The sequence below is a fragment of the Paenibacillus thailandensis genome (assembly GCF_042685365.1).
Classification (GTDB): Bacteria; Bacillota; Bacilli; order Paenibacillales; family Paenibacillaceae; genus Paenibacillus_AP; species Paenibacillus_AP thailandensis.
The window spans coordinates 391,223-413,398 of the sequence record NZ_JBHUMY010000006.1 but is presented as its reverse complement, the minus strand read 5'-3'; the positions used below and the strand labels follow the sequence as shown (position 1 = coordinate 413,398).

The 22,176-nt window shown below is 53.9% G+C and carries 23 protein-coding genes and 1 pseudogene; 10 read left to right on the top strand and 14 right to left on the bottom strand.

Annotated elements, in window-relative coordinates:
• Window positions 1-77 precede the first annotated feature (77 nt).
• From corA to ACFSW5_RS06790, 3 genes are all read right to left on the bottom strand, one after another.
• Complete coding sequence (corA, locus tag ACFSW5_RS06800) at window positions 78-1,028, bottom strand: magnesium/cobalt transporter CorA (protein ID WP_379270648.1); 951 nt, start codon at window positions 1,026-1,028, stop codon at window positions 78-80.
• Between the two features lie 225 nt (window positions 1,029-1,253).
• Window positions 1,254-1,604: a hypothetical protein gene (locus ACFSW5_RS06795; protein ID WP_379270647.1), complete on the bottom strand. Its 351-nt coding sequence runs from the start codon at window positions 1,602-1,604 to the stop codon at window positions 1,254-1,256.
• 78 nt (window positions 1,605-1,682) lie between these two features.
• Window positions 1,683-2,537 (bottom strand): manganese catalase family protein, encoded by an 855-nt coding sequence (locus ACFSW5_RS06790; RefSeq protein ID WP_379270646.1) that lies wholly within the window; start codon window positions 2,535-2,537, stop codon window positions 1,683-1,685.
• 151 nt (window positions 2,538-2,688) lie between these two features.
• On the opposite strand from ACFSW5_RS06790, the gene ACFSW5_RS06785 reads away from it, so the two are divergent.
• Entirely contained in the window at window positions 2,689-3,207 is a 519-nt protein-coding gene (locus tag ACFSW5_RS06785; RefSeq protein ID WP_379270645.1) for a DUF3231 family protein, read from the top strand.
• 89 nt (window positions 3,208-3,296) lie between these two features.
• The gene (locus ACFSW5_RS06780; RefSeq protein ID WP_379270644.1) at window positions 3,297-4,742 is read left to right on the top strand and encodes an amino acid permease; all 1,446 of its coding nucleotides are present in this window, start codon (window positions 3,297-3,299) and stop codon (window positions 4,740-4,742) included.
• Here ACFSW5_RS06780 and ACFSW5_RS06775 read toward each other — a convergent pair.
• Genes ACFSW5_RS06775 through ACFSW5_RS06765 form a run of 3 tightly spaced genes read right to left on the bottom strand, consistent with a single transcriptional unit; the run spans window position 4,686 to window position 6,699 of the window.
• Complete coding sequence (locus ACFSW5_RS06775) at window positions 4,686-5,315, bottom strand: LysE family transporter (RefSeq protein ID WP_379270643.1); 630 nt, start codon at window positions 5,313-5,315, stop codon at window positions 4,686-4,688. The two genes, ACFSW5_RS06780 and ACFSW5_RS06775, sit on opposite strands and share 57 nt — an antisense overlap.
• A 51-nt stretch (window positions 5,316-5,366) precedes the next feature.
• Window positions 5,367-6,194 carry a cytochrome c oxidase assembly protein gene (locus tag ACFSW5_RS06770; RefSeq protein WP_379270642.1) on the bottom strand — a complete coding sequence of 276 codons (828 nt, stop codon included), beginning with the start codon at window positions 6,192-6,194 and terminating at the stop codon, window positions 5,367-5,369.
• Complete coding sequence (locus ACFSW5_RS06765) at window positions 6,181-6,699, bottom strand: DUF2243 domain-containing protein (protein WP_379270641.1); 519 nt, start codon at window positions 6,697-6,699, stop codon at window positions 6,181-6,183. The genes ACFSW5_RS06770 and ACFSW5_RS06765 overlap by 14 nt, the downstream gene beginning before the upstream one ends.
• Before the next feature lie 175 nt (window positions 6,700-6,874).
• Between ACFSW5_RS06765 and ACFSW5_RS06760 the strand changes: the two genes are divergently transcribed.
• Complete coding sequence (locus ACFSW5_RS06760) at window positions 6,875-7,720, top strand: MBL fold metallo-hydrolase (protein ID WP_379270640.1); 846 nt, start codon at window positions 6,875-6,877, stop codon at window positions 7,718-7,720.
• Between the two features lie 178 nt (window positions 7,721-7,898).
• On the opposite strand, the gene ACFSW5_RS06755 is transcribed toward ACFSW5_RS06760, so the two are convergent.
• Window positions 7,899-8,867: a Gmad2 immunoglobulin-like domain-containing protein gene (locus ACFSW5_RS06755; RefSeq protein WP_379270639.1), complete on the bottom strand. Its 969-nt coding sequence runs from the start codon at window positions 8,865-8,867 to the stop codon at window positions 7,899-7,901.
• Between the two features lie 185 nt (window positions 8,868-9,052).
• On the opposite strand from ACFSW5_RS06755, the gene ACFSW5_RS06750 reads away from it, so the two are divergent.
• A complete protein-coding gene (locus tag ACFSW5_RS06750) occupies window positions 9,053-9,580 on the top strand; it encodes an SRPBCC domain-containing protein (protein WP_379270638.1) in 528 nt (175 codons plus the stop codon).
• A 70-nt stretch (window positions 9,581-9,650) separates the two neighbouring features.
• Here ACFSW5_RS06750 and ACFSW5_RS06745 read toward each other — a convergent pair whose 3' ends face one another.
• Together ACFSW5_RS06745 and ACFSW5_RS06740 are read right to left on the bottom strand one after the other, a co-directional pair.
• On the bottom strand, window positions 9,651-10,883 hold the full coding sequence (locus tag ACFSW5_RS06745; protein WP_379270637.1) for a winged helix-turn-helix domain-containing protein: 1,233 nt from the start codon (window positions 10,881-10,883) through the stop codon (window positions 9,651-9,653).
• A gap of 31 nt (window positions 10,884-10,914) precedes the next feature.
• Window positions 10,915-12,447 (bottom strand): ABC-F family ATP-binding cassette domain-containing protein, encoded by a 1,533-nt coding sequence (locus ACFSW5_RS06740; RefSeq protein ID WP_379270636.1) that lies wholly within the window; start codon window positions 12,445-12,447, stop codon window positions 10,915-10,917.
• Window positions 12,448-12,976: 529 nt separating this feature from the next.
• Between ACFSW5_RS06740 and ACFSW5_RS06735 the strand changes: the two genes are divergently transcribed.
• The 4 genes from ACFSW5_RS06735 to ACFSW5_RS06720 all read left to right on the top strand — a co-directional run bounded on the left by ACFSW5_RS06735 (window position 12,977) and on the right by ACFSW5_RS06720 (window position 15,281).
• Complete coding sequence (locus tag ACFSW5_RS06735; protein ID WP_379270635.1) at window positions 12,977-13,219, top strand: hypothetical protein; 243 nt, start codon at window positions 12,977-12,979, stop codon at window positions 13,217-13,219.
• Between the two features lie 289 nt (window positions 13,220-13,508).
• Window positions 13,509-13,940: an MOSC domain-containing protein gene (locus tag ACFSW5_RS06730; RefSeq protein ID WP_379270634.1), complete on the top strand. Its 432-nt coding sequence runs from the start codon at window positions 13,509-13,511 to the stop codon at window positions 13,938-13,940.
• Window positions 13,941-13,954: 14 nt separating this feature from the next.
• Entirely contained in the window at window positions 13,955-14,740 is a 786-nt protein-coding gene (locus ACFSW5_RS06725; RefSeq protein WP_379270633.1) for a helix-turn-helix transcriptional regulator, read from the top strand.
• Window positions 14,741-14,822: 82 nt separating this feature from the next.
• The gene (locus tag ACFSW5_RS06720; RefSeq protein WP_379270632.1) at window positions 14,823-15,281 is read left to right on the top strand and encodes an SRPBCC family protein; all 459 of its coding nucleotides are present in this window, start codon (window positions 14,823-14,825) and stop codon (window positions 15,279-15,281) included.
• 75 nt (window positions 15,282-15,356) lie between these two features.
• On the opposite strand, the gene ACFSW5_RS06715 is transcribed toward ACFSW5_RS06720, so the two are convergent.
• The 3 genes and pseudogenes from ACFSW5_RS06715 to ACFSW5_RS06705 all read right to left on the bottom strand — a co-directional run bounded on the left by ACFSW5_RS06715 (window position 15,357) and on the right by ACFSW5_RS06705 (window position 17,792).
• Complete coding sequence (locus ACFSW5_RS06715; RefSeq protein WP_379270631.1) at window positions 15,357-15,755, bottom strand: NUDIX hydrolase; 399 nt, start codon at window positions 15,753-15,755, stop codon at window positions 15,357-15,359.
• Window positions 15,756-15,814: 59 nt separating this feature from the next.
• A pseudogene (locus tag ACFSW5_RS06710) lies at window positions 15,815-16,131 on the bottom strand (MmcQ/YjbR family DNA-binding protein).
• 185 nt (window positions 16,132-16,316) lie between these two features.
• The gene (locus ACFSW5_RS06705) at window positions 16,317-17,792 is read right to left on the bottom strand and encodes a GyrI-like domain-containing protein (RefSeq protein ID WP_379270630.1); all 1,476 of its coding nucleotides are present in this window, start codon (window positions 17,790-17,792) and stop codon (window positions 16,317-16,319) included.
• Window positions 17,793-18,054: 262 nt separating this feature from the next.
• Between ACFSW5_RS06705 and ACFSW5_RS06700 the strand changes: the two genes are divergently transcribed.
• Together ACFSW5_RS06700 and ACFSW5_RS06695 are read left to right on the top strand one after the other, a co-directional pair.
• Window positions 18,055-19,266, top strand: a complete 1,212-nt coding sequence (locus tag ACFSW5_RS06700) for an MFS transporter (protein ID WP_379270629.1) — start codon at window positions 18,055-18,057, stop codon at window positions 19,264-19,266.
• Window positions 19,267-19,443: 177 nt separating this feature from the next.
• Window positions 19,444-20,892: a stalk domain-containing protein gene (locus tag ACFSW5_RS06695; RefSeq protein WP_379270628.1), complete on the top strand. Its 1,449-nt coding sequence runs from the start codon at window positions 19,444-19,446 to the stop codon at window positions 20,890-20,892.
• A gap of 112 nt (window positions 20,893-21,004) precedes the next feature.
• Here ACFSW5_RS06695 and ACFSW5_RS06690 read toward each other — a convergent pair whose 3' ends face one another.
• Together ACFSW5_RS06690 and infC are read right to left on the bottom strand one after the other, a co-directional pair.
• Window positions 21,005-21,301: a Dabb family protein gene (locus tag ACFSW5_RS06690; protein WP_379270627.1), complete on the bottom strand. Its 297-nt coding sequence runs from the start codon at window positions 21,299-21,301 to the stop codon at window positions 21,005-21,007.
• Between the two features lie 204 nt (window positions 21,302-21,505).
• On the bottom strand, window positions 21,506-21,994 hold the full coding sequence (gene infC, locus ACFSW5_RS06685) for a translation initiation factor IF-3 (protein WP_379270626.1): 489 nt from the start codon (window positions 21,992-21,994) through the stop codon (window positions 21,506-21,508).
• Between the last annotated feature and the right edge of the window lie 182 nt (window positions 21,995-22,176).

Genomic DNA, 22,176 nt, shown 5'->3' with positions numbered 1-22,176 from the left:
TAGCATAATCCTCCCGCCTCGCTCAATTCGTACTTGGCAGCTTGTCGAAAAATTCCGGCGTCCCGGCGCCATTCGCGTTATTTAAACCAGCCTTTTCGTTTAAACCAGACGTACATGCCGATGCCGGTGCCGAGCATGACCGTCAGCACGGCGAAATAACCCCATCTCCAGCCGAGCTCGGGCATATGCTCGAAGTTCATGCCGTAAACTCCCGCAATGAATGTCAATGGCATAAAAATCGTCGTAATGACGGTTAACGTCTTCATAATCGTATTCATCCGATTCGAATTCATCGAGATGTAGCTGTCCCGGATATCGGCCGTCAAATCCCGATTGGCATCGATAATTTCGGTCAGCTTCAATAAATGGTCATGGACGTCGGCGAAGTAAAAGATTTGCTCCTTCACCCCGGCGATTTTGTCCGAATTGTTGACCCGATACAGCAGCTCCCTCATCGGCACGATCGTCCTTCTCAGCTTCATCAGCTTGGAGCGGATGCTGAAAATATCGTCCATGACCGAGCGGTTCGACTGCATCATGACCTTGTTCTCGATATCGTTGATTTCTTCCTCCAGCATATAGACCGAAGGAAAGTAATAATCGACCAGCTTATCCATCACGACATATGTAGCGTAAATATGCCCTTTGTCAAGCCCCTTCCCCTGCTCGGCGATTTTGTTCCATGCTTCGTCGATTTCATCCGAAGGGTAGAAATGGAACGTTACGATGTAGTTGGACCCGAGAAACAAGTCAATCTCCTCGGCGGCAAGCGAGCTGCCGTTAATGGCGTGCATGACGAAGAAGTGGACGTCCTCGTAATGATCCAGCTTGGGCCGCTGCAGGAGATGAAAGCAATCTTCAACCGCCAGCGGGTGAAAATGAAAATGACTGTCGAGCAGCTTCGCTTCTTCTTCCGTCGGTTCGTCGAAATCGACCCAATACCATTTATAAATTCCGTCCGACAGCCGCTCTAACGGAATGTCTATCATCACTTCCAGTTCGTCGGTTACGGCGAGCGTTCTTATCACCAGCGGTTAGTCTCCTTATCGGCAATCTCGTTGCCATCGTTTCGCATCGCCGTCCTGCGAGAACGGCACGATGACGTTAGCCGCATTATAGCACGAAAAAACCGGCCTTCGCGAGGCCGGTTTCGTTCCTATTGCACTTGGCTTATCTATGCTGCAACCCGCAAACTTTGCATCCTGAAGACGGCGCTAGCCGATTGTGCTCGGCCGGGTTCGAATCCGCCGGTCTTATTGGAAGCCGCGATAATTAGGAGTGGACGTAAATCCGCCCGTTTGCGTTTGCGCAGAAAAGTTCTGGTTGAAGGGCATGCTGGCCACGGAATGCTCAAGCTGTCTGCAAATTTGGGATACTTGCTGCATTTGCTGAATCGCCGTTTGATGGCCTTGAAGCGCCGTTTGAATCATTTGAGCCGCTCTTTGCTCGCGTTGCGCCAGCTCTTGGAGCGTTCTTGCGTTTTGCTGCTCCTGTTGGAGCATTTGCTGGTACATTTGGGAAGCTTGCTGCGTTTGATTGATTAATTGCTGGATCGCTTGCTCGCATTGATTGATTTGATTCGTTACGTTTTGGTTTGTAAACACGTTGAAACCTCCATGATATTGATTTTGGTACCGCAACTATTGTCTTCAACTTCCGGATTTCTATTCTTGTTCAGAAAGTTATCTTCCCATGTCGGTCAAGCCCGGGCTATGCTCGTTCGGCAGCTCGGGATTGAACGGAAGCGGATAGCCGTCGGGCGGAGGAACAACCTGGAGCTCCCCGCCGTTGCGGCTCGGCGATTTGCCGGCAAACACTTCCCCGATTCGGGTATCGTCCAGACGGAAGTTAAACTGGGCATTATGGAAACCTTTGTCGACGTATTTCCGGCATTCCGGATACTTATTGATGTCGTAGTTCGGCACCGGAAAAAGATTGCCCCAAGTGACGCCAAGCGTCTCAAGCGCTTTGGCGAAAGCGTTCTGATGCGCGTTGTCCCGGACGATCAAGAACGCCAGCGTCTCGCGAAACGTTTTGTTGCTGCTCATTTCGTAAATGCGCGTTTTCTGCAGCACGCCCGTCGATTCCAGCAGCAGGTTGTCAAGCAAATCGCCGATCAGGTTGCCGTGGCTGTACACATAATTGCCAAGCCAAGGGATTCCGCCTGCGTCGACCGGCAATGAGCTTTGCGCCCCTACGATGAAATGATGGGGATTGGCGTCTTTCACGGCATTGTTAAGCGGAGCCCCGTCCGCGCCGGCGTTGCCGGGCTGATATTCTCCGCTGCCGGTGAGAAGCTGGTTGATCGTATTCTGAACGAGCTCGACATGGGCGATTTCTTCCAGGAATACGCCGCGGATCAAATCGCGGTATTGCGTAGCTTTCCCCCTGAAATTGCTGCTTTGAAAAAAATATTGCATCATCGTGCGCATTTCGCCGTAATGGCCGCCAAGTATTTCCTGAAGCACTTTGGCGGCAGCCGGATCGGGCTTGTCCGGCACGATCATGTTGATCAAATCCTCTTTATAAAAGTACAAGCGTAAGCCTCCTTCTTAAGTTTTAGCGAGAGTAGCATTTGGCTAAAACTGTCTAATTATTCGGCCCTAATCCGCTAAAGCTCGCCGCATGTTTTCCCATCCCTTGCACACAATAAGGGCTGAATTCCAATCACATGAGAGGAGAGACAAAATGGGTATTTTAAGCGGCAATCCGAAAGAACAACCGCTTCATTTCGGCGAAATATCCGGCTTGTGGGCAGCCTCTATGGCCGCCAAAGGAGCCGTGTCTTGTTATCAGGCCTACATGAGCCACAGCGGAGATAAAGATCTGAAAAAAATTCTCGAGGATCTGATCGATCAAGCGAGGCTCGAAATCAAGGAATGCGACGCCCTGCTGACCGAAAACGGCGTATTGCCGGCTCCGGCGCTACCGGAAAGACCGCCCGTCAAATGGGAGGATATTCCCCCGGGCGCCCGGTTCTCCGATCCGGAAATCGCCGCGAAGATCGCTGCGGACAACTCGATCTGCCTTGCCGCCTTCAGCCAAAATATCGGGCAAGCCATCCGCGAGGACGTAGCCGCCTTGTTCGCCAAATATCACTTGACCAAGACGGCGCTCAGCGCTCGGATCCTGCAAATGAACAAAGACAAGGGCTGGCTCGTTCCCCCGCCGCTGCACGTCAAGCATGACGAACCCGTAAAAGCGTAAACTAACGAAAAATCCTGCTACGCCGGCAGGATTTTTCATTTGAGCGGTCCACAAGTATGACGTTTCATATTTAATCGAGGTGTAAAACGATGGCGACAGAGAATCAAGGAAACGAACGTTTAAAGGGCGGAGGAGCTTCCGATTCGAAGCTGCGTTGGTGGCAGCTTTCTCTGCTTGGCGTCGCTTGCACGATCGGCACGGGCTTCTTTCTCGGATCCGGCATTGCCGTTCGGATCGGCGGCCCGTCCTCCCTTATATCGTTTCTGCTCGCGGCGGCCGTCACGCTCGTCGTATTCGACGCGCTGGCGCGCATGACCGCGAGCGAGCCGTTAGAAGGATCCTTCCGGGCTTACGCCAAAAAAGCGTTCGGACGCTGGGCCGGCTTCGGCAGCGGGTGGGTCTATTGGTCTTCCGAGCTCTTGATCGTCGGAAGCCAGCTGGCGGCGCTTTCGCTGTTTACCCGTTATTGGCTTCCGAACGTCCCCATGTGGATTTTCGCCGCATGCTACGGTTTTCTCGGACTCATCGTCGTTTTGATCGGAACGAAGGCGTTCGACCGGGTCGAGAACGTATTTGCCGTCGTCAAAATTTGCGCGATCGCCTTGTTTATCGTCCTTGCCGTTCTGGTGCTGCTCGGCGTCGCGGCGGGAGACGGCCGGCCTTTATCCTTAAAGGATGCCGTCTATCCGTATTTTCCGAACGGCTTTCCAGGCTGGTGGTCATCGCTGCTTTTTGCCTTTTACGCCTTCGGCGGCATCGAGGTTATGGGCTTGATGGCAACACGGCTGAAGAAGCCCGAAGAAGCGCCCAAAGCCGGCAGAATTATGCTTCTGCTGCTGGCAGCCGTCTATACCGTCTCTCTGCTTCTCGCGATGACGCTGGTACCGTGGGAGACGTTCCATTCGAAAAAAAGCCCGTTTATGCTGGCTCTTCTTCCCTATGGAATGCCGTGGGCGCAATCGCTGTTCAATGCCGTCTTGATTGTTGCCGGCTTCTCTACGATGGTCGCATCCTTGTTCGGGGTAACCCGCATTCTCGTCACACTTGCTAAGGACAAGGACGCGCCGCCGTTTTTTTCCAAAGTGTGGCTCAACCGTCCCCTGGCGGCGATCGGCCTGACGTCGATCGGTTTGGCGCTGTCCGCCGTTTTGTCGATGGCGATGCCGGGCAGCATCTACGAGTTTTTTACGACGGCGGCAGGTTTGATGCTGCTGTACAATTGGATGTTTATACTCGCTACATCGGTCAAGCTGCTGAAGGCGTCCGGATGGTGCAGGGTCAAAGCGTTTGGCGGTATGGGCGTGCTGCTTGCCGCCGTTTCGGGAGCGGTTTTCCACGATACGAGCCGGCCGGGCTTTTATATGAGCCTTGGCTTTGTGGCTGCGATCGGAACGTTGACCTTGATTATGCGAAAACGGTGGAAACATTCGGAGGAAGGACAAGGCGGACCGCATCATGACAATCCGGTACAAGCCTTCTCACCCGAACAAAAGTCCAAAAGCTTTAAATCCAAAATACGCGCCAAAGCCGATTAAAGATAAGCCGGACGATACCGCAATGAACCGGATAAGCCGAGGGGTCAGCCAGCGGCGGAAGGTTGCTGCAAGCAGAGCCATCGCAAAATCCCACAACATGATTCCCGCGATCATCGCAGCGCTTGCAGCCGCAAGCTCGTGCCATTCGTATCGCGCCGCACGTTCGGCCAATACCGATCCGTAGATGCCCAGCCAGAACATGATCGTCATCGGATTGGACAAGGACATGAGAAAACCGGTCAGCAGCGTTTTCATGTAGCCTTTGTCGTCGGCCTGAGACCGGACGTCCATCTCCCCGCCACGGGCGAACAAGCTTTCAAAACCCGTGTACAGCAGGACAAAAGAGCCGAACAGCCATAGAAACGTCTTGACGAACGGCAGCGTGACAAAATGGACGAATCCGAAATAAACAAGCAGCATATAAAGGATATCCGCGCACATAGCTCCGATCCCGACAAGCCAGGCGTGCGCAAACCCGCGCTTCAGCCCCATGTCGAGTTGGGCCGCGTTTATCGGACCGATCGGCGCCGATAACGAAAGGCCGAACAAAAAATAGCCAAAAAGAACGGACAAAAATAAATCCTCCCGGATTTCGGCGTACAGGCTATTGCCTGCCTGTACAATTTATTCGGGGGACGCGGTTTGTATGTCCAACAAGGTTCGATTCCGGGACGCTTTGAACCGTTCGCTGCAGAGCAAAACCATAAGGGCGATTTCGACGGCGTCGCCCCCGTAATACATCAGCATGCCGCCGAGCCGGCCGTCTTGCGCCGCTACGCCTGCCGGCGGATGGACGTATACATATTTGGCTGCGATACTGTGCGCGGCGACGGCCAACATCAGTACGGCCGCCCGATAAGCGAACGAGTGCCGGTGGGCAATCGGGTCTCTGTAAACGATCGACGCCGCGAACAAATAACCCGCGGCCAAGAAATGAAAGTGAACGACAATATGCAAAAGTAGGCTGTGGCACATGGATTCGTAAAGCCCTGTTGTATATAACGCGGCCATTCCTCCGATGTTCAGAGCGGCCGTAACGACGGGATGCACGGCAAGACGGAGCGGAATGCTTTTTAACAGAAGGGCGAGACGGCGCGCTTGCTTCACATTCAGAGTTCGCAGCGCAAGAGTGCCCGGCGAGGCAAGCGCCATCAGCAAGGGAGCCAGCATGCCGATGAGAAGGTGCACAACGGTATGGGCGGCAAAATGGCCGAAGTGCCCATCCGATAAGGAATAAACGGCCGAGAAAGCTGCGATAAGCTGGCCCGTAATCCAGCATAAAGCCCGCGAACGGGGCCAAGGCCGGAACCGGCGGGAAGAACGAATCGCGGCAAATAAATATACGGCCGAGGCCAATAGAAACGGAAGCAGGATAAACGTCGTCCGCATGAAGCCGGCAGAAGGAATTCCGGAGGGGTGGCCGGCATGACGTACGAGGTCAGACAGAATCATGGGCGGGGCGGCGGGAAGGATCCGTTTGCTTATTGCGCCGGCCTCCCGCAAGCAGTCCGATTCCGATTAACAGTAGAACGGCGGCGAGAACGTTCCATACGATATCGCAAACGATAACGTCGTCCACATAACGGATTTGATGCAGCCTCATCAGCTTATGCTGGACGATCCCGTCGTACAGCTGGAATCCTCCCGCACCGACCAGGACGCCGCCTCCCCATCGCTTCGGCCAAAAAGCGTTCCGTCTGCGAAGATCGCCTACCATAAACATGCTGGTTACGGTAGCGAACCAGTTGAAAGCATGGAACAGGCCGTCCGAAACGAGGCCTGCGGCCGTTGTGGACTTGTCGTAGAAATGATGCCAATGCAGCAGCTGATGAAAGACCGCTTCGTCGATAAACGCGACCAGACCGAGCCCTCCGAGAACGCCTGCCCATGCGTTCCTGCCCGAGTACACGTCACGCAATCCGCCAATTTTGCGGCTATCCGGGTTATTCTCCTTCACGCTATTCCTCCTTGCCGATATGCTTCTAGCGTCCCGCTTTGGCGTCACACTTCCATGCTAATCCATCGTTTCCCATATCCCGCCCAAATAAACCAAGTTTGATTTGCGGGCATCAACAATGGGCAACCTATGTCCGATTCGAAAACGAAGACGATAAGCGAGGGATACGTCAGTAATGGATCAACAAACGAGCTACGGCGAGGATTACCGCTATCTTCCCGTCACATCGGTAAACAGCGGAAAGGAATGGTTGGCGGCCCGGGGCGTTTATTGCCATACCATTCAAATTGTCAATGTGTGCTTCGTCGGATTTCCGGACCATAGCGGCTGGGTGCTTGTAGATGCAGGCATGCCCGAATCGGCCGACAAAATTATCGGCGCGGCCGAAGAACGGTTCGGCCGCAGCGCCGGTCCCGCCTGCATCGTGCTGACGCACGGCCATTTCGATCATGTCGGCGCGGTGGTCGATCTGGCCGAGCACTGGAAAGTGCCGGTATACGCGCATGAGGCCGAGCTGCCTTACTTAACCGGAAAGCAAAGCTATCCCGAACCCGATCCTTCCGTCGAAGGCGGGCTGGTCGCGAAGCTTTCTCCGATGTTTCCGGTTTCGCCCGTCGATCTGGGCGCGCATGTAAAGCCGCTCCCTCAGGATTATTCGGTCCCCTTCCTGTCGGAGTGGCGCTGGATCCATACGCCCGGGCATACGCCGGGCCATATTTCGTTGTTTCGGGAGAGCGACCGGACGCTCATCGCGGGCGACGCGTTTGTGGCGGTCAAGCAGGAATCGCTATACAAGGTGTATATGCAGGACCTCGAAATCAGCGGCCCTCCCCGCTACTTGACGACAGACTGGATCGCCGCCGGAGAATCCGTCCGGAAGCTGGAAGCGCTGAAACCGGCGACGGCCGTCACCGGACACGGCGTTCCGGTCGGCGGCGATACGTTATCCGACGGTCTCGGCAAGCTTGCCCGGGATTTCGACCGGATCGCGGTGCCCCGGCACGGCAAATACGTCCATTAGGAACAAATCCCCCAAAAGTGAAGCGAAGCTTTGCAGCGAATTCCTATTCCTTTTGGGGGCTCCGAATAACAGAATAGCTTCGCACAATTTCCTAAACAACAAAAAAAGCCGCGGAATCGGATGTTCTCCTCCGCGGCTTTTTCCGTCTATGAGAATCGCGCCCCGCGCCCCGTTTCGGTTAATCGTAGCGAATAAGCTCCTCCGGAGCCTTCAACGGAACGATTATCGAATGCTCTTTACTGCCGTCTTTGGCGCTTTCCGTATACAAAAACAACAAAAGATGCCGCTGCGAAGCTTCCCGGTAATTCACCTCGAACCGGAACTTCCCCCAAGCCGGAGCCCCTTCATCGGCCATTGCATGTCCTTCCGCCAATATATTGTGACCGTCCTCCAGCGTCCAGCCAAACGAGGCTTCGAATACTCGCGCTTCGCCTTCGACGGTAAAAGATGTCCCGGCCTCTTCCCCCGCCTTCGGAGCAAACAGGCGCAAAGCGTCGTTCTCCGCGACCGATACCGCCGTAACCGCTCCGGAGACGGCATCGACCCTAATATGCGACCACTGCCCCGCGTTCTCAAATTGGACAAGCTCTACGTCCCAATAGGATTTGGACTCATCCAGCGAGATATGTTTAATCGTCCGAAAAGCGGATTGTTCCTCGTCCGATTTCCATTGAAGCGCAGCTTTTGAAGCCTCCTCCTCGCTTATTTCAAGTCTCGGCGCATCGGCAGCTTGCTCTTCGATCATCCGAATCTGCGAAGCCGTCGTCCTTGAGGGATAGGACTCTTCAATCAAACCCGTAGACCAGACCTGCACATGAGAGCCGATGTCGAAATGATCGGTGCCGACCGATATCCCGTCCGCGTCCAGCAATCGGGTATGATCGTTTACGCTGAACCAAAACGCGTCGACGTACGGGGTGCCGTCCCGCTTGGCATAGGCGGTAACCAGCCATCCCTCCTTCCCTTTGGACACGATATAACCGCCGTCGATCACTTGAATCCCTTCCTCATCAGGCTCATCGGGGGAAGGCGAAGGAGTGGCTTGCACTCCGGGCGCCGCTGCCGGTTGGACGTTCCCTTGCCCGCACGAAACGAGCGCCGTGACGAACAGCAGCATGATTAGCATACGCGAAATTTTGCCGATCACGCGGCTCAGCTCCTTTCTTTCAAAGTAAGGGCGCAACATCTGAAATGAATCTCTTCTTCTTTGACGAATACGGGCTGACCTTTGTTTCAAACGGGCCGGCAGGCGATACGGACCGCTTGCGCGATTATCGCATTGTCCTGTATATTGAATGCGACGATTGAACGAATAGAAGGGAAATGTCTTTTATGCGAAAAAAACTGTTATCCCGGCGCAAAAAAGCGCAAAGCCCGATTACGGCGAAGACGGAAGGCCATATTCTTTATTTGGAGCGCAAATTCGACGCCCCGAGAGAGCTTGTATACGAAGCGTATACGAAAGCGGAGCATCTAGCCCGGTGGTGGGGACCGGCGGGCTGGACGGTTCCGGTATGCAAGGTCGAATTGCATCCGGGCGGCAGCTGGCATTACTGCATGGAGTCTCCGGACGGAACGGTGAAATCGTGGGGCAAAGCGATTTACCGGGAAATTAACGAACCCGAACAGCTTGTTTATAACGACTATTTCTCCGATGAGGAAGGCCATATCGACCCCGAAGCTCCGGGATTGCTCATTACGCTCGGATTCCATGAGGAGGACGGCGCAACGAAGGTCGTGAACCGCGCCGAATACGCATCGCCGGAAGCGCTGCGGAATTCGCTCAACATGGTCGTCGCCGGCATGAACCAGACTTGGGAACGGCTTGCCGATTATCTTCAGTCCATTCAGTCCAAATAGAAAAAGAGGCGCCCGAGGGGCGCCTCTTTTTAGCGTTGCGGATCGATTTTGCCAAAAGCTTCGGAAAAGCTTATTCCCAGCGATACTGCTCGACGGAAACCGTTTCCGCCCCATGCATAAAGGCAAACGACTGCAGCGCCTCCCTAATGTTTGTCTCCAGTGCGGATGAGCGAGCGACTCCCGGTTCAATTTGCAATAATTGTACGGAAAGATGTTTGTTTTTCGAATCGAGCCTCGGATCCATTCGTCCGATTAAACGGTCGCCGGCAAGGATCGGCATCGCGTAATAGCCGTATCGGCGTTTGACCGCCGGAGTGTAAATCTCCCAACGGTATTCGAAATCGAACAATTCCTCCAGCCTTTTGCGGCTCCATAGCAGATTGTCCAGCGGCGGCAGAAACGTGATCGGCAGCGCTGCGTCATCGGCGGCGCGCTCCTTCTCCGCTTCGTCCATATGCGCGTATAACCGTTCGACGTCCGCCGCCAACACATAATAGGGATGCTTCACTCCATCGGCTTCAACCTCGGCAAGCTCTCCGCCGTTGACGTAACGGTTAATCGCCTCTTTTCGCTGCGCCGCATTAAGCCTTTGCCAGCCTAGCCGCGGATCGCTCGGCTCAAAGACGCCGTATGCCCGGAAATATTTGCGCAGCAAAGCGTTTGCGGACTCTTCCATATCCATTTGCTCTGCGGAGAGCAGAAGATCATAAGGGACGCTGCGGGAGGCTAAGGCGAACAACCGCTGATTCCCTTCACGTCCCACGATTCGGATTCGGGCCGCATCGGCGAGCAAATTAAGCGCGTGCGAAGTCGCTTTCGTCTTGGCACTCACGTTATCCCAATAACCGTGCACCTTTATCTCGGACTCGAACGCTTTCGCCGGAAGCGGCCCTTCGGTTTCCAACCGATGCAGCACTTCTTCGACGACCGGACGAAGCGCATCGAGCGAAGCCTCCGTATGGCTCCGCATTCGTGCGCGGACCGGTTCAAACAACGGATAGTCTTCCATCGGAATGACGCACGCGGCGTTAGCGAAATATTCGAACACTTCGTTCTCGCGAAGCAGTTCTAGCAAGGCGTCCGGTCGATACCCGTCAACCCGGGCCGCCAACACCAAATGCTGGTTCGGGCGAACCGCGGATACCGGATCGATCTGAATGCACTCCAGCTCCCGGATCACTCCCATGACTTTCCGCCTAAGCTCTTGCGGGGAGCGGACCGGCTCCACGCGCGGACGCAGCAGCCGCTGCTTTTCCAGCAGCAGCCGTCTAAGCGCTTTTTTACTCGTTTGAATCGGTTTCACCGCGATCCCTCCATCGTTGTCTCTTCCGCCATTACTTCCACTTCTCCACTTCCCATATGTCCGTCGCCCATTCCTTGTAAAACTCCGGTTCGTGCGACACCAGCACGACCGTTCCGCCGTAATCCGACAGCGCTGCAGCGAGCGCTTCCTTGGCGGGCACGTCCAGATGGTTGGTCGGCTCATCCAACACGAGCACATTGCATCGGCTAAGCATAAGGCCGGCGAGGCGGACCTTTGCTTGTTCCCCGCCGCTTAGCGTACGAACCGGGCGCCTGATATGCTGCTCCTTAAGGCCGGCGATCGCCAGCGTCTTCCGAATCTCCTTCAAGGAAAGATCCGGCCGGAGCTCTGCGACCAGCTCCAGCGGCGTTCGACCGGTGAAGCCGTCCTCCTGCGCGTAATAGCCGACTTGAACACGCTCGCCTATTCGGACTGTTCCGCTTAACGGCTGGACAAGCTTAAGCAAAGTCCGTAGAACGGTCGTTTTGCCGATTCCGTTGCTGCCCACGACGGCAATTTTGTCTCCCCGCCGAACGAGCAAATCCCGTGGAGCGAACAGCGGTGCGGAATAACCGATCTGAATGCCCTTGGCTTCCATCACTTTCGGAACGGGTTCGGAACAAACCGAAAACGCGAAGCGCGGTTTCGCGGCCGGAAGCGGCCGCTCGATCTTTTCCATCCGTTCCAACGCTTTCTCCCGGCTTTTGGCTTGCTTCGCTTTCCGGATGCGGTTTTTCTGAATGAAGCTCTCCAGCCTGCCGATCTCCTGCCGTTGGCGCTCGTATGCGGCTTCGGCTTGCCGCTTGCTTTGTTCGTACAGCGTTCGAAAAGCCGTATAATTGCCTGCATACCGCTTCAGCTGCTGATGCTCCAAATGGAAAATGATCGAGGTCACTTCGTTCAGAAACCGTTCGTCGTGCGAGACGACAACATATGCGTTCTCGTAACGCTTCAAATATGCTATCAGCCACTCGATATGCGCTTCGTCCAAATAGTTGGTCGGTTCGTCAAGCAGCAGCACGTCGGGCTGCTCCAGCAGCAGCCTTCCGAGCAGCAGCTTCGTCCGCTGTCCGCCGCTCAGCCTGCCGACGTCCCGCTCAAGCCCGATTGCCGTTAGGCCAAGCCCGGCCGCTACTTCTTCCACTTTTGCATCCAGCTCGTAGAATCCCGAAACTTCCAGACGATTCTGAAGCTCGCCGAGCCGATGGAGCAGCTTTTCCCCATTGCCGGCAGGTTCGCGAAGCTGCTCCGCGATCTCCTGGATTCTTCGTTCCGCTTCATATAATGGGGCGAACGCCTCCTGCAGGTTTTGCCGTACCGTCGATCCGGCGCGAAGCTCGGCATGCTGACGCAAATATCCGATCCGAATGCCCGGCAGCCAATCGATCGAGCCGGCATCCGGCAGCAGCGTTCCGGACAGCATCCGCAGCAGCGTCGATTTGCCCGTGCCGTTGCTGCCGACGAGCCCGGCATGCTCGCCCCGGTTCAGGCGAAGCTTGACGTTGCGAAAAATCGTTTTATCCGTAAAACCGTGAGTGATATCGTTCATCGTTACAATACTCATTGAGCTCTCTCCTTTTAGCTTCTTCGTCGAAGCCAACCGGAGCACAGCAAAAAACGCTCTTGCCTGCGGCGACAAGCGCCATCCGGACGGACGGCGTCGTCAAAATATAGAAATCAAAATCGGAGGCATTCCATAGAATTCGGATTTGCGCTATCCGATGAAGCCTCTTTAAATCTTATGCGGCGAAAAAAAAACGAGTAAAGCGAACAAACCCGCCTTACTCGTTCCCGCGAACGATATTTCAGGAAAGATGTTCTTATCGCTGTTCTTCGGTTGGCTTAACGTTAAAAATGGGCAGACCTATCCCGTTTAAGCCATTTTCCGAACAAGAACAGTCGATAAAAAGAACATACTCCTTCCACCTCATATCCAAAAATTAGTCATACACCATTCAGTATACACCTTCCGCAGCAAAAGTCAATTTCCGGAAAAAAAGGCTGACGTCACGCTGCGAATAGCCAATACGAATCTATGTTTTATTCATAGAATAATAGAAACATGTCTTGCCTAGGAAGGAGAAGACGCATTCATGGGGTGCTCAATCGGTAGGATTATTATTGAAAATAACGGGGGTACCATCATTTTCGGAAACGTAAAAACGATCAATATTGCGACTACGACGGTAAACGGCGTTAACGGCATGAACAATGCCGGCGGTACCAATGGCACGAACGGCGGCAGCGGCGCCAACGGCAGTTCGAAACCCAAGGGTGCTGCAAACGAAGGGAACAAACAAGCTTCGCGCGCCAAACATACCAAGCAAACGAATTAGCGCTTTTAAACGGCTTACATCGTACTCATACAAAGCCGTAGGATACCGCCCAAGCACAATCGATTCCCTCGCGCTTTCACGAAATGCAAGGAATATAAAAATCAAACGTCGAATAAACTCTACGGCTATTTTTAATATCGGAGAGGAAGTGTTATAAATGGCAAACAGTCTTGAACTTCAGACCGGAAAAGTGCTATCGGTCAGCCGCAGCGCAACGCATACCTTTAGTAAACAAACCTTCGAAGCTATTACGCTCCTCGCCGGCCTAGGAGTGGAGGACGATGCGCACATGGGAAAGACCGTAAAGCATCGTTCCCGCGTAGCGCAAAATCCGAATCAACCGAATCTTCGCCAGGTTCATCTTATACACTCGGAGTTATTCGACGAACTGCGGGATGCAGGTTTTCGCGTCGAGCCCGGACAGCTAGGCGAAAACATTACAACGCGCGGCATCGATTTGCTCGGACTGCCAACAAATTCAAAGCTTTATATCGGCCGGACGGCGGTTATCGAAATTACGGGACTGCGCAATCCTTGCGCACAAATCGATCATTTCCAATCCGGACTGTTGAGTGCGGTTTTAGACCGGGATGATAGCGGAAACCTCGTCCGAAAAGCCGGGGTTATGGGTATCGTGCTGACCGGGGGAGAAGTCCGGGTCGGGGATCCTGTCCGTATTAGCCTTCCGGCGGAACCATATCGTCCCCTCGAACGGGTATAAAGTTGGTGATCAGAATGAATACCAAACATTCGATGGCCGTCGAACAAACGATACAATACATGAAACAACATCTCGACGAACGGATCACGACCGAGCAGCTGGCAAATCGGGTCGGATACAGCACCTTTCATTTCTCACGCATATTTAAAGATGTAACGGGAATATCGGTCAGGCAATATTTATCCGCTCTCCGAATGGAATCCGGCAAGAATGAGCTGCTGAAGCACCCCTCCTTGCTCGTCAAAATCGGAATGAGCATCGGTCTGTCCAGCACGGGCACATTCGTTACCCGCTTTAAGCAATTTGTCGGGGTGTCCCCCAAGCGTTTTCTGTCATCGGTCGAAATGCTTTTTCGTTTCGTTAACCAATACAAGGATCGACGTATCGACTGGGCAATGGATACGAACAGTTCATTGCCGCGAGTTCAATGCCGAATTGAAGCTCCCCTTTCGTTTCGAGGTATCGTATATGTCGGATTGTTTCCGAGGGCGGTCCCGGATCAGAAGCCTGTCGCCGGCACAGCCATTAATCAAAACAACGGAACGGCGGTTATAAGCGGCATTCCCCTCGGCACGTATTATTTGCTTGCGGCAGGCGTTCCGTGGAGCCGTAATCCCCGGGATTATTTTCTTCTCCATCATACGCTGCGCTGCAAGCTGGACGAGCCTTTGCACATTCATGAAACGTCGGATCTCAAAGTCACCGTAACCTTAAGGGAGCCTCTGCCGTATGACCCGCCGATCGTCGTCAACCTGCCTCTGTTATTATTTGAGAAAATACGGAACAACAAAGCAAAGTAGAAGAATTTGCAACTGGAAACGCGCGTTATAATGAAAAGCGAAGTAGCCATAGATAAGCCGATAGAAGAAAGGAATTATGGTCATGGACATCATTCGACAAGTTGCGATTGCCGCCGACGTTTCCCTAGTTTGGCGGGCGTGGACCGAACCGGACCGGATAACCGAGTGGTTTGCTCCGGCTGCCGTAATCGAACCGAAAATAGGCGGCAAATTCGAGCTTTATTTTAACCCGGAGAACCGGGATTCCATGAGTACAAAAGGTTGTACCATTCTTCACATCGACAAACCTAAATCGCTTGTCTTCGAATGGAAAGGACCCGATCCTTTTGCCGATATTATCAACCGCGGGGAGCTTACCTTCGTTGAAGTTTCGTTTGAGCCCGGAGAAGAAGGCACGATCGTAACGCTCACGCACAAGGGCTGGAAAGCGTCCCCGGATTGGAATCGGGCCCGGGAATGGCATGCAGCCGCATGGACGGATATGCTCGCCAGTTTAAAATCAAGCCTCGAATCCGGACAAGGCCTTTTATGCTGTGAATAAAATAACGGGCATTGTGCCGGAAAAGCAGCTTAACCGCCTCCCAAAGAAGGCGGTTAAGCTGCTTGGCGTAACGCGTCAATTGAGCAAACCGTCCGCACGCAGCCGTTCGAAAATGAGCCGGCTGGCCTCGGAGACGCGGTCGATATCGCCGTAACCGAGCCACGCCAGCTCTTCGATCTCCGAGGCGGGATTTATCGTTCCTTCGTATTGCCCCGTAAAGCAGCTTATCTTGACGCGAACCCCTTCCGCCTTTCCGTCCGCTTGCGCTTCGAACGTGCCATAATGGGTTATCGTCACCGGCTTGATCCGAACCGACAGCTCTTCTTCGATTTCCCGGACCAGCGTTTGCTCATCCGATTCGCCGGGCTCCCTTTTGCCTCCGGGAATATAATAGATCGATTTGCCTTTGGACCGCGCGCACAACAATTTTCCGTTTTCGAGATGAATCCAAGCGATTTTGTCAATGGTCGTCATGATAGCTTCCTCGCTTTCTTTCCGTTATCAATTAGCAGTCCAAGCTCTTCCCGAACCGCTTACTTCAAGCCCCCCGCCACAAGCCGATAAGAGTGGTCGATCATCCATTGCAGCTCATCGGCCGGAATCGTGTTATCCGCCGTTACCGTATTCCAATGCCGTTTGTTCAAATGGTATAACCGCTTCGTATTGGCCGCGCAGCAGCTCGACCAGGCTCGCACTTGAGCGATATCGAAGCTTGTCCGCCGCTTTCGGACAGCAGCGCGAACATTTTGCCTCCTACCTTCATGACCAACGGCTCCGGGCCAAACGGATAATCCTTCACCGCTCCTTTGCGCGATAAACAGTATTCCGTCAATTGTTCGAATGACACCATTCTTTTTATTCCCGTCCTCTGTCTTCTATATTGCTCAGTCTAATACAGGCTGCTGCTTGATGCAAAGTTTTCCTCCCTATAAACTCCTGCGCGGCCTTCGGCTTCACCTTCCATCCATACCGGCATTCCTCTTTCCTTCAAAATGAACAGCCGGACTTCCCCGGAAGCCCGGCTGTGCTGTTCAATTAAGCTTCCTTCCGCTTCAAGTAATCATCCAGCAGCTCGGTAACCGGGATGCCGTCAATCGTCATGCCGTCCAACCGGCATCCGTTCAGCTGAACGCCGCTCAAGTCGCAGTTCTCGAAGCGGCCTGTGCTTAGGTCGCTGTTCCGAAAGACGACCGGTTCTACGTTAACCCAGCCGTCCGTGCCCGGTTCCGCGTCAAGCCGGCTCATTGGCGCTTCCGGCCTCCTTATATCTTCGAATACGGTGCCGCCCATCTGGATGCTCCGAATATGCACGCCCGCGAAATAAATATGCTCCCACTCCGAATGGACGAAATTGACATACCGAAGCGCCGTATCCCTCATATCGATGCCATGAAAGCTTGAACCCTGGAAGCTGGCCATACGGATATTCTCGTTTCTCAAATCCTGCAGCAGGTGCCTGCCTTTCTCGTCTACGACGATTTTGTCCGTAAGCCGCCGCTCCTGAACTCTCCGTTTCACCGGAAAATGCATTTCCATGACGGATTGCTCGTTGTCCGTCCCTTGGAACCGTCCGTCATGCCGCTCGAACTCAAATTCGTCGATTGCGTCATAGTCGGTTTGAAGCGGGAACCATACTTGATGAAAATAGTTCCACGTTTGCTCCAGGCCGCTTGCCGTGCCTTTATAGGTTACGGTCACAAATTCGCCCCCCGGAATAACCCGGTCGGCCATGCCGTCGGGCAGCGGCTCGCTGGAATGCGGGGCGCTTTCAACGCCAGCTAAATACCGGAAGTTCTGCCCCGGTCCAAACGGCGGCTCATAGCCGTAAAGCCCGAACGTCGCGAACGGAGCTTTGACGCTGCCGACTTCTTTCAATCGCGGCATGATGCGCTGCCATAATTCCGGCACGGCTTGATGCGCTTGTACCAAGTTGCGGTCGATAAACGCTTCAACGCCAACGATTCTCCGCGGGCCCGCTTCCTTCACTTCGACACTGATAATTCCCGAATACGGATCGGATGACTCGGCTGGCTCGATCAGAGGCGCATGGATATAAAAATCGAACTCGTTGATTTCGTCTGCCGGAATGTCGAACGGATTGACCGGGTGCAGGGCGTTTTTTTCAAAACCAAGCGAACCTTCGCGAACGTCGCGGCGGTGGGGGCTTTTATCGAACCACTCGAATAAATAGCCGTAACACTGCTCCATCTGTTTACGGTCGCCTTTCACACGGAGCCGCGCAAACCGCTTGGCCGGTATCGTCACCTGGGCCAAACCGTCCGGAAGCCCTTCAAAGCCGCTGACGAGCATCCCTACCCACAACGTCGTCACTTCCGTCGCCCACTGCCACTCGGGGATAAATACATAGCCGTTATCCGGGTCTTGCACGGCGGAGTGACCGCCGAGCAGATCCGAAACCTTTTTCCATGCTTTGCGCACTTCGCCTCCGTCTCTCGGAATCTCCAATACGGCCGCTTTCAGCTCGGGCATTTCGATAATATCAACGTACATCCTTGCACCTCCGATTAAATTTGGATCCATTCCCCGTCTGTCTCTTCTCCAATGGATGGATAATATTTCATGACCTTCTATTTCGCTATCGGCTAACCAATTCCTTCCGAAATGCGAACATATATTCTAAAAATAAAAAGGTTGATTAATCCTTGTTCAAACTTAATAATAGATAAAGCTTAAACCGAAGCCTATTCGGCGAGTAGGTCTCCGGAATGCTTAAAATTTATTTTGACTTCGGAAAGGTTTGATGGATTGCACCATGGAATTAGCGCAGCAAACGAGAAACAAAACGGCCAAGGAGCGGTTCCCGATATCGCTGCTTTCATTAACGATCGGCGCATTCGCCATCGGCATGACCGAATTTGTCATTATGGGGATTTTGCCTAATGTAGCCGAAGATTTGAATGTGACCATTTCCGCGGCGGGCCAGCTTATCACGATGTACGCCCTTGGCGTAGCCGTCGGAGCTCCCATCCTGACCGTAATGACGAACCGCATCCCGCAAAAAAAACTGTTATGCCTGCTTATGGGGCTTTTTATTCTCGGAAACGGCATTTCCGAATTTGCTCCAAACTATGCGGTTCTCATGGCCGCACGGATTATAACGGCGTTAACGCACGGAACGTTTTTTGGCGTGGGCGCGGTGATCGCGTCCAACTTGGTCCGTCCGGATAAACGGGCGGGCGCCGTTTCCGTTATGATGGCCGGGTTGACGATTGCCAATATATTGGGTGTCCCGCTCGGAACCTATATCGGTCAAAACATGGGCTGGAGGGCGTCCTTCGCCGCGATTGCCGTCATGGGGGTGCTTGCCCTGATCGGCATTCTCGTTCTTATTCCGCGTCTGCCTTTGGAGAAGCCGGCGAGCCTCGGCCAGCAGCTCCAAGCGCTGATCAGCCCCAAGCTGCTTCTGTTTCTGCTGATCGGCGCGCTCGGCAACGCCGGATTGTTCGCCGTCTTTACGTATATTACGCCGCTGCTTGTTCAAGTAACGGGCGTTGCCGAGCATAGCGTCACTTGGATACTGGTATTGTTCGGCATCGGCGTCACGATCGGCAACATCGTCGGCGGCAAGCTGGCCGACTGGAAGCTGATGCCTTCGATTATCGGCATCTATGTCGTTCTGGTGGTCACGCTGACGCTTCTGACATTTACGATTTATCATCCGGTTCTCGCTGTGGCGACGATTTTTGTCTGGGGGGCGGGTTCCTTTGCCGTCATGCCGGGACTTCAGGTCCGGATTATGAACGCAGCCAAGGCGGCTCCGGCACTGGCTTCCACCTCAAGCCATTCCGCCGGCAATCTGGGCAACGCAGCGGGCGCCTTCATTGGCGGATGGGTCATTACGCACCTCTCCCTCGCTTCGCTGCCGTGGGTGGGCGCTATTCTGATCGGCCTTGCCCTTGCGATCGGAACGGCCTCTTATCTCTCGGAGCGGCGAGCGATTGCGCAGAGCGACATAGCGGCCTAAAAACAACGTAACACCCCCGGCTTCCGTCGAAGCCGGGGGTGTTTGCGTACGATTCGCAAAAGGTAAAACGAATCTTTAAGCAACCTTTTTAAGCGCTGGCTCGTCTAGAAGAAGCCTATAATTTTCCAACCGGCGTTACATGCCGCAATCGTTGCAAGAAAAGGAGACTTCAATCGGATGAAAAGAACAAACATGATCATTACGGCCGCTATCGCCTTGTCCCTGGCGGGAAACGCGGGAATGGCTTCGGCAGAAGAAGCGCAATCGGGCAGCATCGCATCGTTTGGTGCAACCTCCTTAATTAAAAAGGACGGCACTTTATGGGTATGGGGAAACGATCGCGCCGTTCCGACTGCGGTGCCGGGACTTACCGGCGCTCAGCAGTCTTTCGACAGCGGATTGGTGCGCAAGAACGACGATACGGTCTGGCTATGGCAGTCCGATCCCCAAACAGGCAAATTAAACGCATTGCCCGTTGAAGGCGTCGACGGTGTCGTCGACAGCGACGAGGACGTTGTAGCGAACGAAGCGGGCCAAGTGTTTGCAGCCGAGTCGGACGGCGATCTTTCGCGGTTTAAGCCTGTCGCCGGCATCGATCGGGTAAAGAGCGTCGAGTCGTATTGGGACCAGGAATACAACAGCCATTACGCTTTTCTGAAGGATGACGGCACCGTTTGGACGGGTAACGATTCCTTGAGCGGCTTTGCTCAGGTACAGCCGTTAAGCGGCATCGTGCAAATCGACGGAGATATCGCCTTGAAGCAGGACGGCACCGTTTGGGAGCTGCAGCAGGGGGTTACCGGCAAAAGCTCGGCGCAGGCATCTCAGATTAAAGGTCTTAGCGGCGTACGAAGCATTTGGGGAAATAGCGGCGCTATGCTTGCCATCGACGGTCAAGGCCGGCTCTGGTTCCGGGGAGAAACGATTACGGGCTTCTCCGACGGCACGACATACCACAAAAATACCGATCCTGTCCTGTTGACGGGTATATCGAAGGTGAAAAAGGCTGTTATCGTTGAGCGGTCCATCGTCGCGTTGACTCAAGCCAATACCGTGTATACCGCTTCCATCGAACGGGAAAAGATGCCCGCAAACGCGGCCTTCGAGCTGCTAGCCAAAGACATCGCGGGTCTGGAAAGCGGATACCGGCACGTCATCATGCAGCGGACGGACGGCACGCTTTGGGGCTGGGGCTACGGCAAACACGGCGAGCTCGGAAACGGCGGATTCGAAGTTTTTGAGACGACGCCCGTTCCCGTCCAGCGCCCGATAGCCGTCTCCATTAACGGCCAAGACGCCGCTCTTCCGACAGGGGTCATTACGCGAAACGGCCAAAATTTCGTTCCGCTCCGCTCCGTTTTCGAACAGCTCGGGGCCGTCATTAAATACGACGAACCGACAAAGACGGCTACCGTAACAAGCTCCGGGGATCAGCCTGTCGCTATCGGCGTTAACGTCAAAACCGGCCAGGTGACGCTGAATAACGAAGCCGTACAATTGGACAACCAACCGTTTAACGTAAACGGCACCCTCTATTTGCCACTTCGTTTTATTAGCGAAAAGCTTGGAGCCAAAGTCGAATGGCTGCCCTCCGAAGAGCGTATCGCAATCACGATCGGCTTATAATTAGAACAAGCAAGAACGGCGCCGTTGCTCCCATACGGTGCAAAGCTGCACCACATTGAGCAAAACGGCGCCGTTACGCTTCATACGGTGCAGCTATGCACCTCATACTCCGTTAAATCTCGTTGTAATCGATTTCCAGAAACCGCTCGACTTCTTTCTTCCACCGGTTTGCCACGAAATCGGCATGTATGGGATGGACGTTGTAAGCTTCGTAATCCGCTTCGCTTTCAAAAGTCATGGAAAAGCCGAAATCGTAATCGTTCTTTGGACTTACTTGCCGGAACACCCGAAAGTCTTTAACCGCCGGGATCGAGCTAAGCTTAGTCCTTCCGTCCTCGAGAAACTGCTTTTCTTCGGGTGAGCCTTTGCCGTGTTTCAAACTAAAAATAACCGAATGAATAATCGCCACGTTCACTCGCTCCTTTACCGGGTTGCTATAAATCTCCCAATCTCTTTCATTATAAGACCAATCCCGGAAAGGAACTACCCTCGCGCAGCTGTTACATAAGAAAGAATTTCCGAAAGATCGTCGTTCACCGCATCCGGCTTGCGCAGCTTTTCCCACTCCGAACCGCTTGGATCATCCCGTTCATTCCTTCTCCCGGCGTTTGATTTAAACCGGAAGAAACTTCACCGTCGCCTGTTTGCCGCTGATTTGGAAGCCCGTTTCCTTCCTCCCGTACGCGGACAAATACGCCGCCAATCGCTCCAGCAGCTTACGGGCCGCTTCCCCTTCCTTCCCTTGAATGCGAACGACCGGCTGCACCGCTTTGCCGGATTCCAGCAGCTTGCGCATCTGGTTTAGCTTTGCATCGTAGTCGTGCTCTTCAATATGTACCGATAAACGGAACTCCTTCGTTTTGACGGGGTCGTCGCTTGTACGGCGCTCCTTCTTTTCTTTCTCGGCCTCCTGCCGGGCCGTTCCTTTGGCAACCAGTTTGCACGGCGGCGGACTGCTGAGAAGCGACGTGCATACCAAATCCGCTTTTTGCGGTTTGGCAAGGGCAAGCGCCTCCGAAGTCGTCACGATTCCAAGGTCTTCTCCGTTCAGTCCGGTTAACGCAACCTCTTTCGCTTTAATTTTTTCGTTTACAAGTATCATAGGGGCCTCCCGAGATTTGTTCGTTTCATGAGTATATCGAAGCAGGTAAGCACGGTCAAATACCTGAATGCTGAATGCAGTGTGCGCCAAGGATAACATCGAAAAAGCCGGCCGAAAGGCCGACTCTTCTTTCCTATGCGAACGGTTTGCATCCTATCGTTCCTACGCGACCGGACAAGCAA

What these genes read in the sequence shown, in the direction of transcription:
- ACFSW5_RS06715 (WP_379270631.1), bottom strand. Translation starts at nt 15,755, where the DNA reads ATGACGACCATTGACAAAATCGCTTGGATTCATCTCGAAAACGGAAAA.
- ACFSW5_RS06735 (WP_379270635.1), top strand. Translation starts at nt 12,977, where the DNA reads ATGGGGTGCTCAATCGGTAGGATTATTATTGAAAATAACGGGGGTACC.
- ACFSW5_RS06785 (WP_379270645.1), top strand. Translation starts at nt 2,689, where the DNA reads ATGGGTATTTTAAGCGGCAATCCGAAAGAACAACCGCTTCATTTCGGC.
- ACFSW5_RS06720 (WP_379270632.1), top strand. Translation starts at nt 14,823, where the DNA reads ATGGACATCATTCGACAAGTTGCGATTGCCGCCGACGTTTCCCTAGTT.
- ACFSW5_RS06725 (WP_379270633.1), top strand. Translation starts at nt 13,955, where the DNA reads ATGAATACCAAACATTCGATGGCCGTCGAACAAACGATACAATACATG.
- ACFSW5_RS06760 (WP_379270640.1), top strand. Translation starts at nt 6,875, where the DNA reads ATGGATCAACAAACGAGCTACGGCGAGGATTACCGCTATCTTCCCGTC.
- ACFSW5_RS06770 (WP_379270642.1), bottom strand. Translation starts at nt 6,194, where the DNA reads ATGATTCTGTCTGACCTCGTACGTCATGCCGGCCACCCCTCCGGAATT.
- ACFSW5_RS06695 (WP_379270628.1), top strand. Translation starts at nt 19,444, where the DNA reads ATGAAAAGAACAAACATGATCATTACGGCCGCTATCGCCTTGTCCCTG.
- ACFSW5_RS06780 (WP_379270644.1), top strand. Translation starts at nt 3,297, where the DNA reads ATGGCGACAGAGAATCAAGGAAACGAACGTTTAAAGGGCGGAGGAGCT.
- infC (WP_379270626.1), bottom strand. Translation starts at nt 21,994, where the DNA reads ATGATACTTGTAAACGAAAAAATTAAAGCGAAAGAGGTTGCGTTAACC.
- ACFSW5_RS06700 (WP_379270629.1), top strand. Translation starts at nt 18,055, where the DNA reads ATGGAATTAGCGCAGCAAACGAGAAACAAAACGGCCAAGGAGCGGTTC.
- ACFSW5_RS06705 (WP_379270630.1), bottom strand. Translation starts at nt 17,792, where the DNA reads ATGTACGTTGATATTATCGAAATGCCCGAGCTGAAAGCGGCCGTATTG.
- ACFSW5_RS06750 (WP_379270638.1), top strand. Translation starts at nt 9,053, where the DNA reads ATGCGAAAAAAACTGTTATCCCGGCGCAAAAAAGCGCAAAGCCCGATT.
- ACFSW5_RS06730 (WP_379270634.1), top strand. Translation starts at nt 13,509, where the DNA reads ATGGGAAAGACCGTAAAGCATCGTTCCCGCGTAGCGCAAAATCCGAAT.
- ACFSW5_RS06740 (WP_379270636.1), bottom strand. Translation starts at nt 12,447, where the DNA reads ATGAGTATTGTAACGATGAACGATATCACTCACGGTTTTACGGATAAA.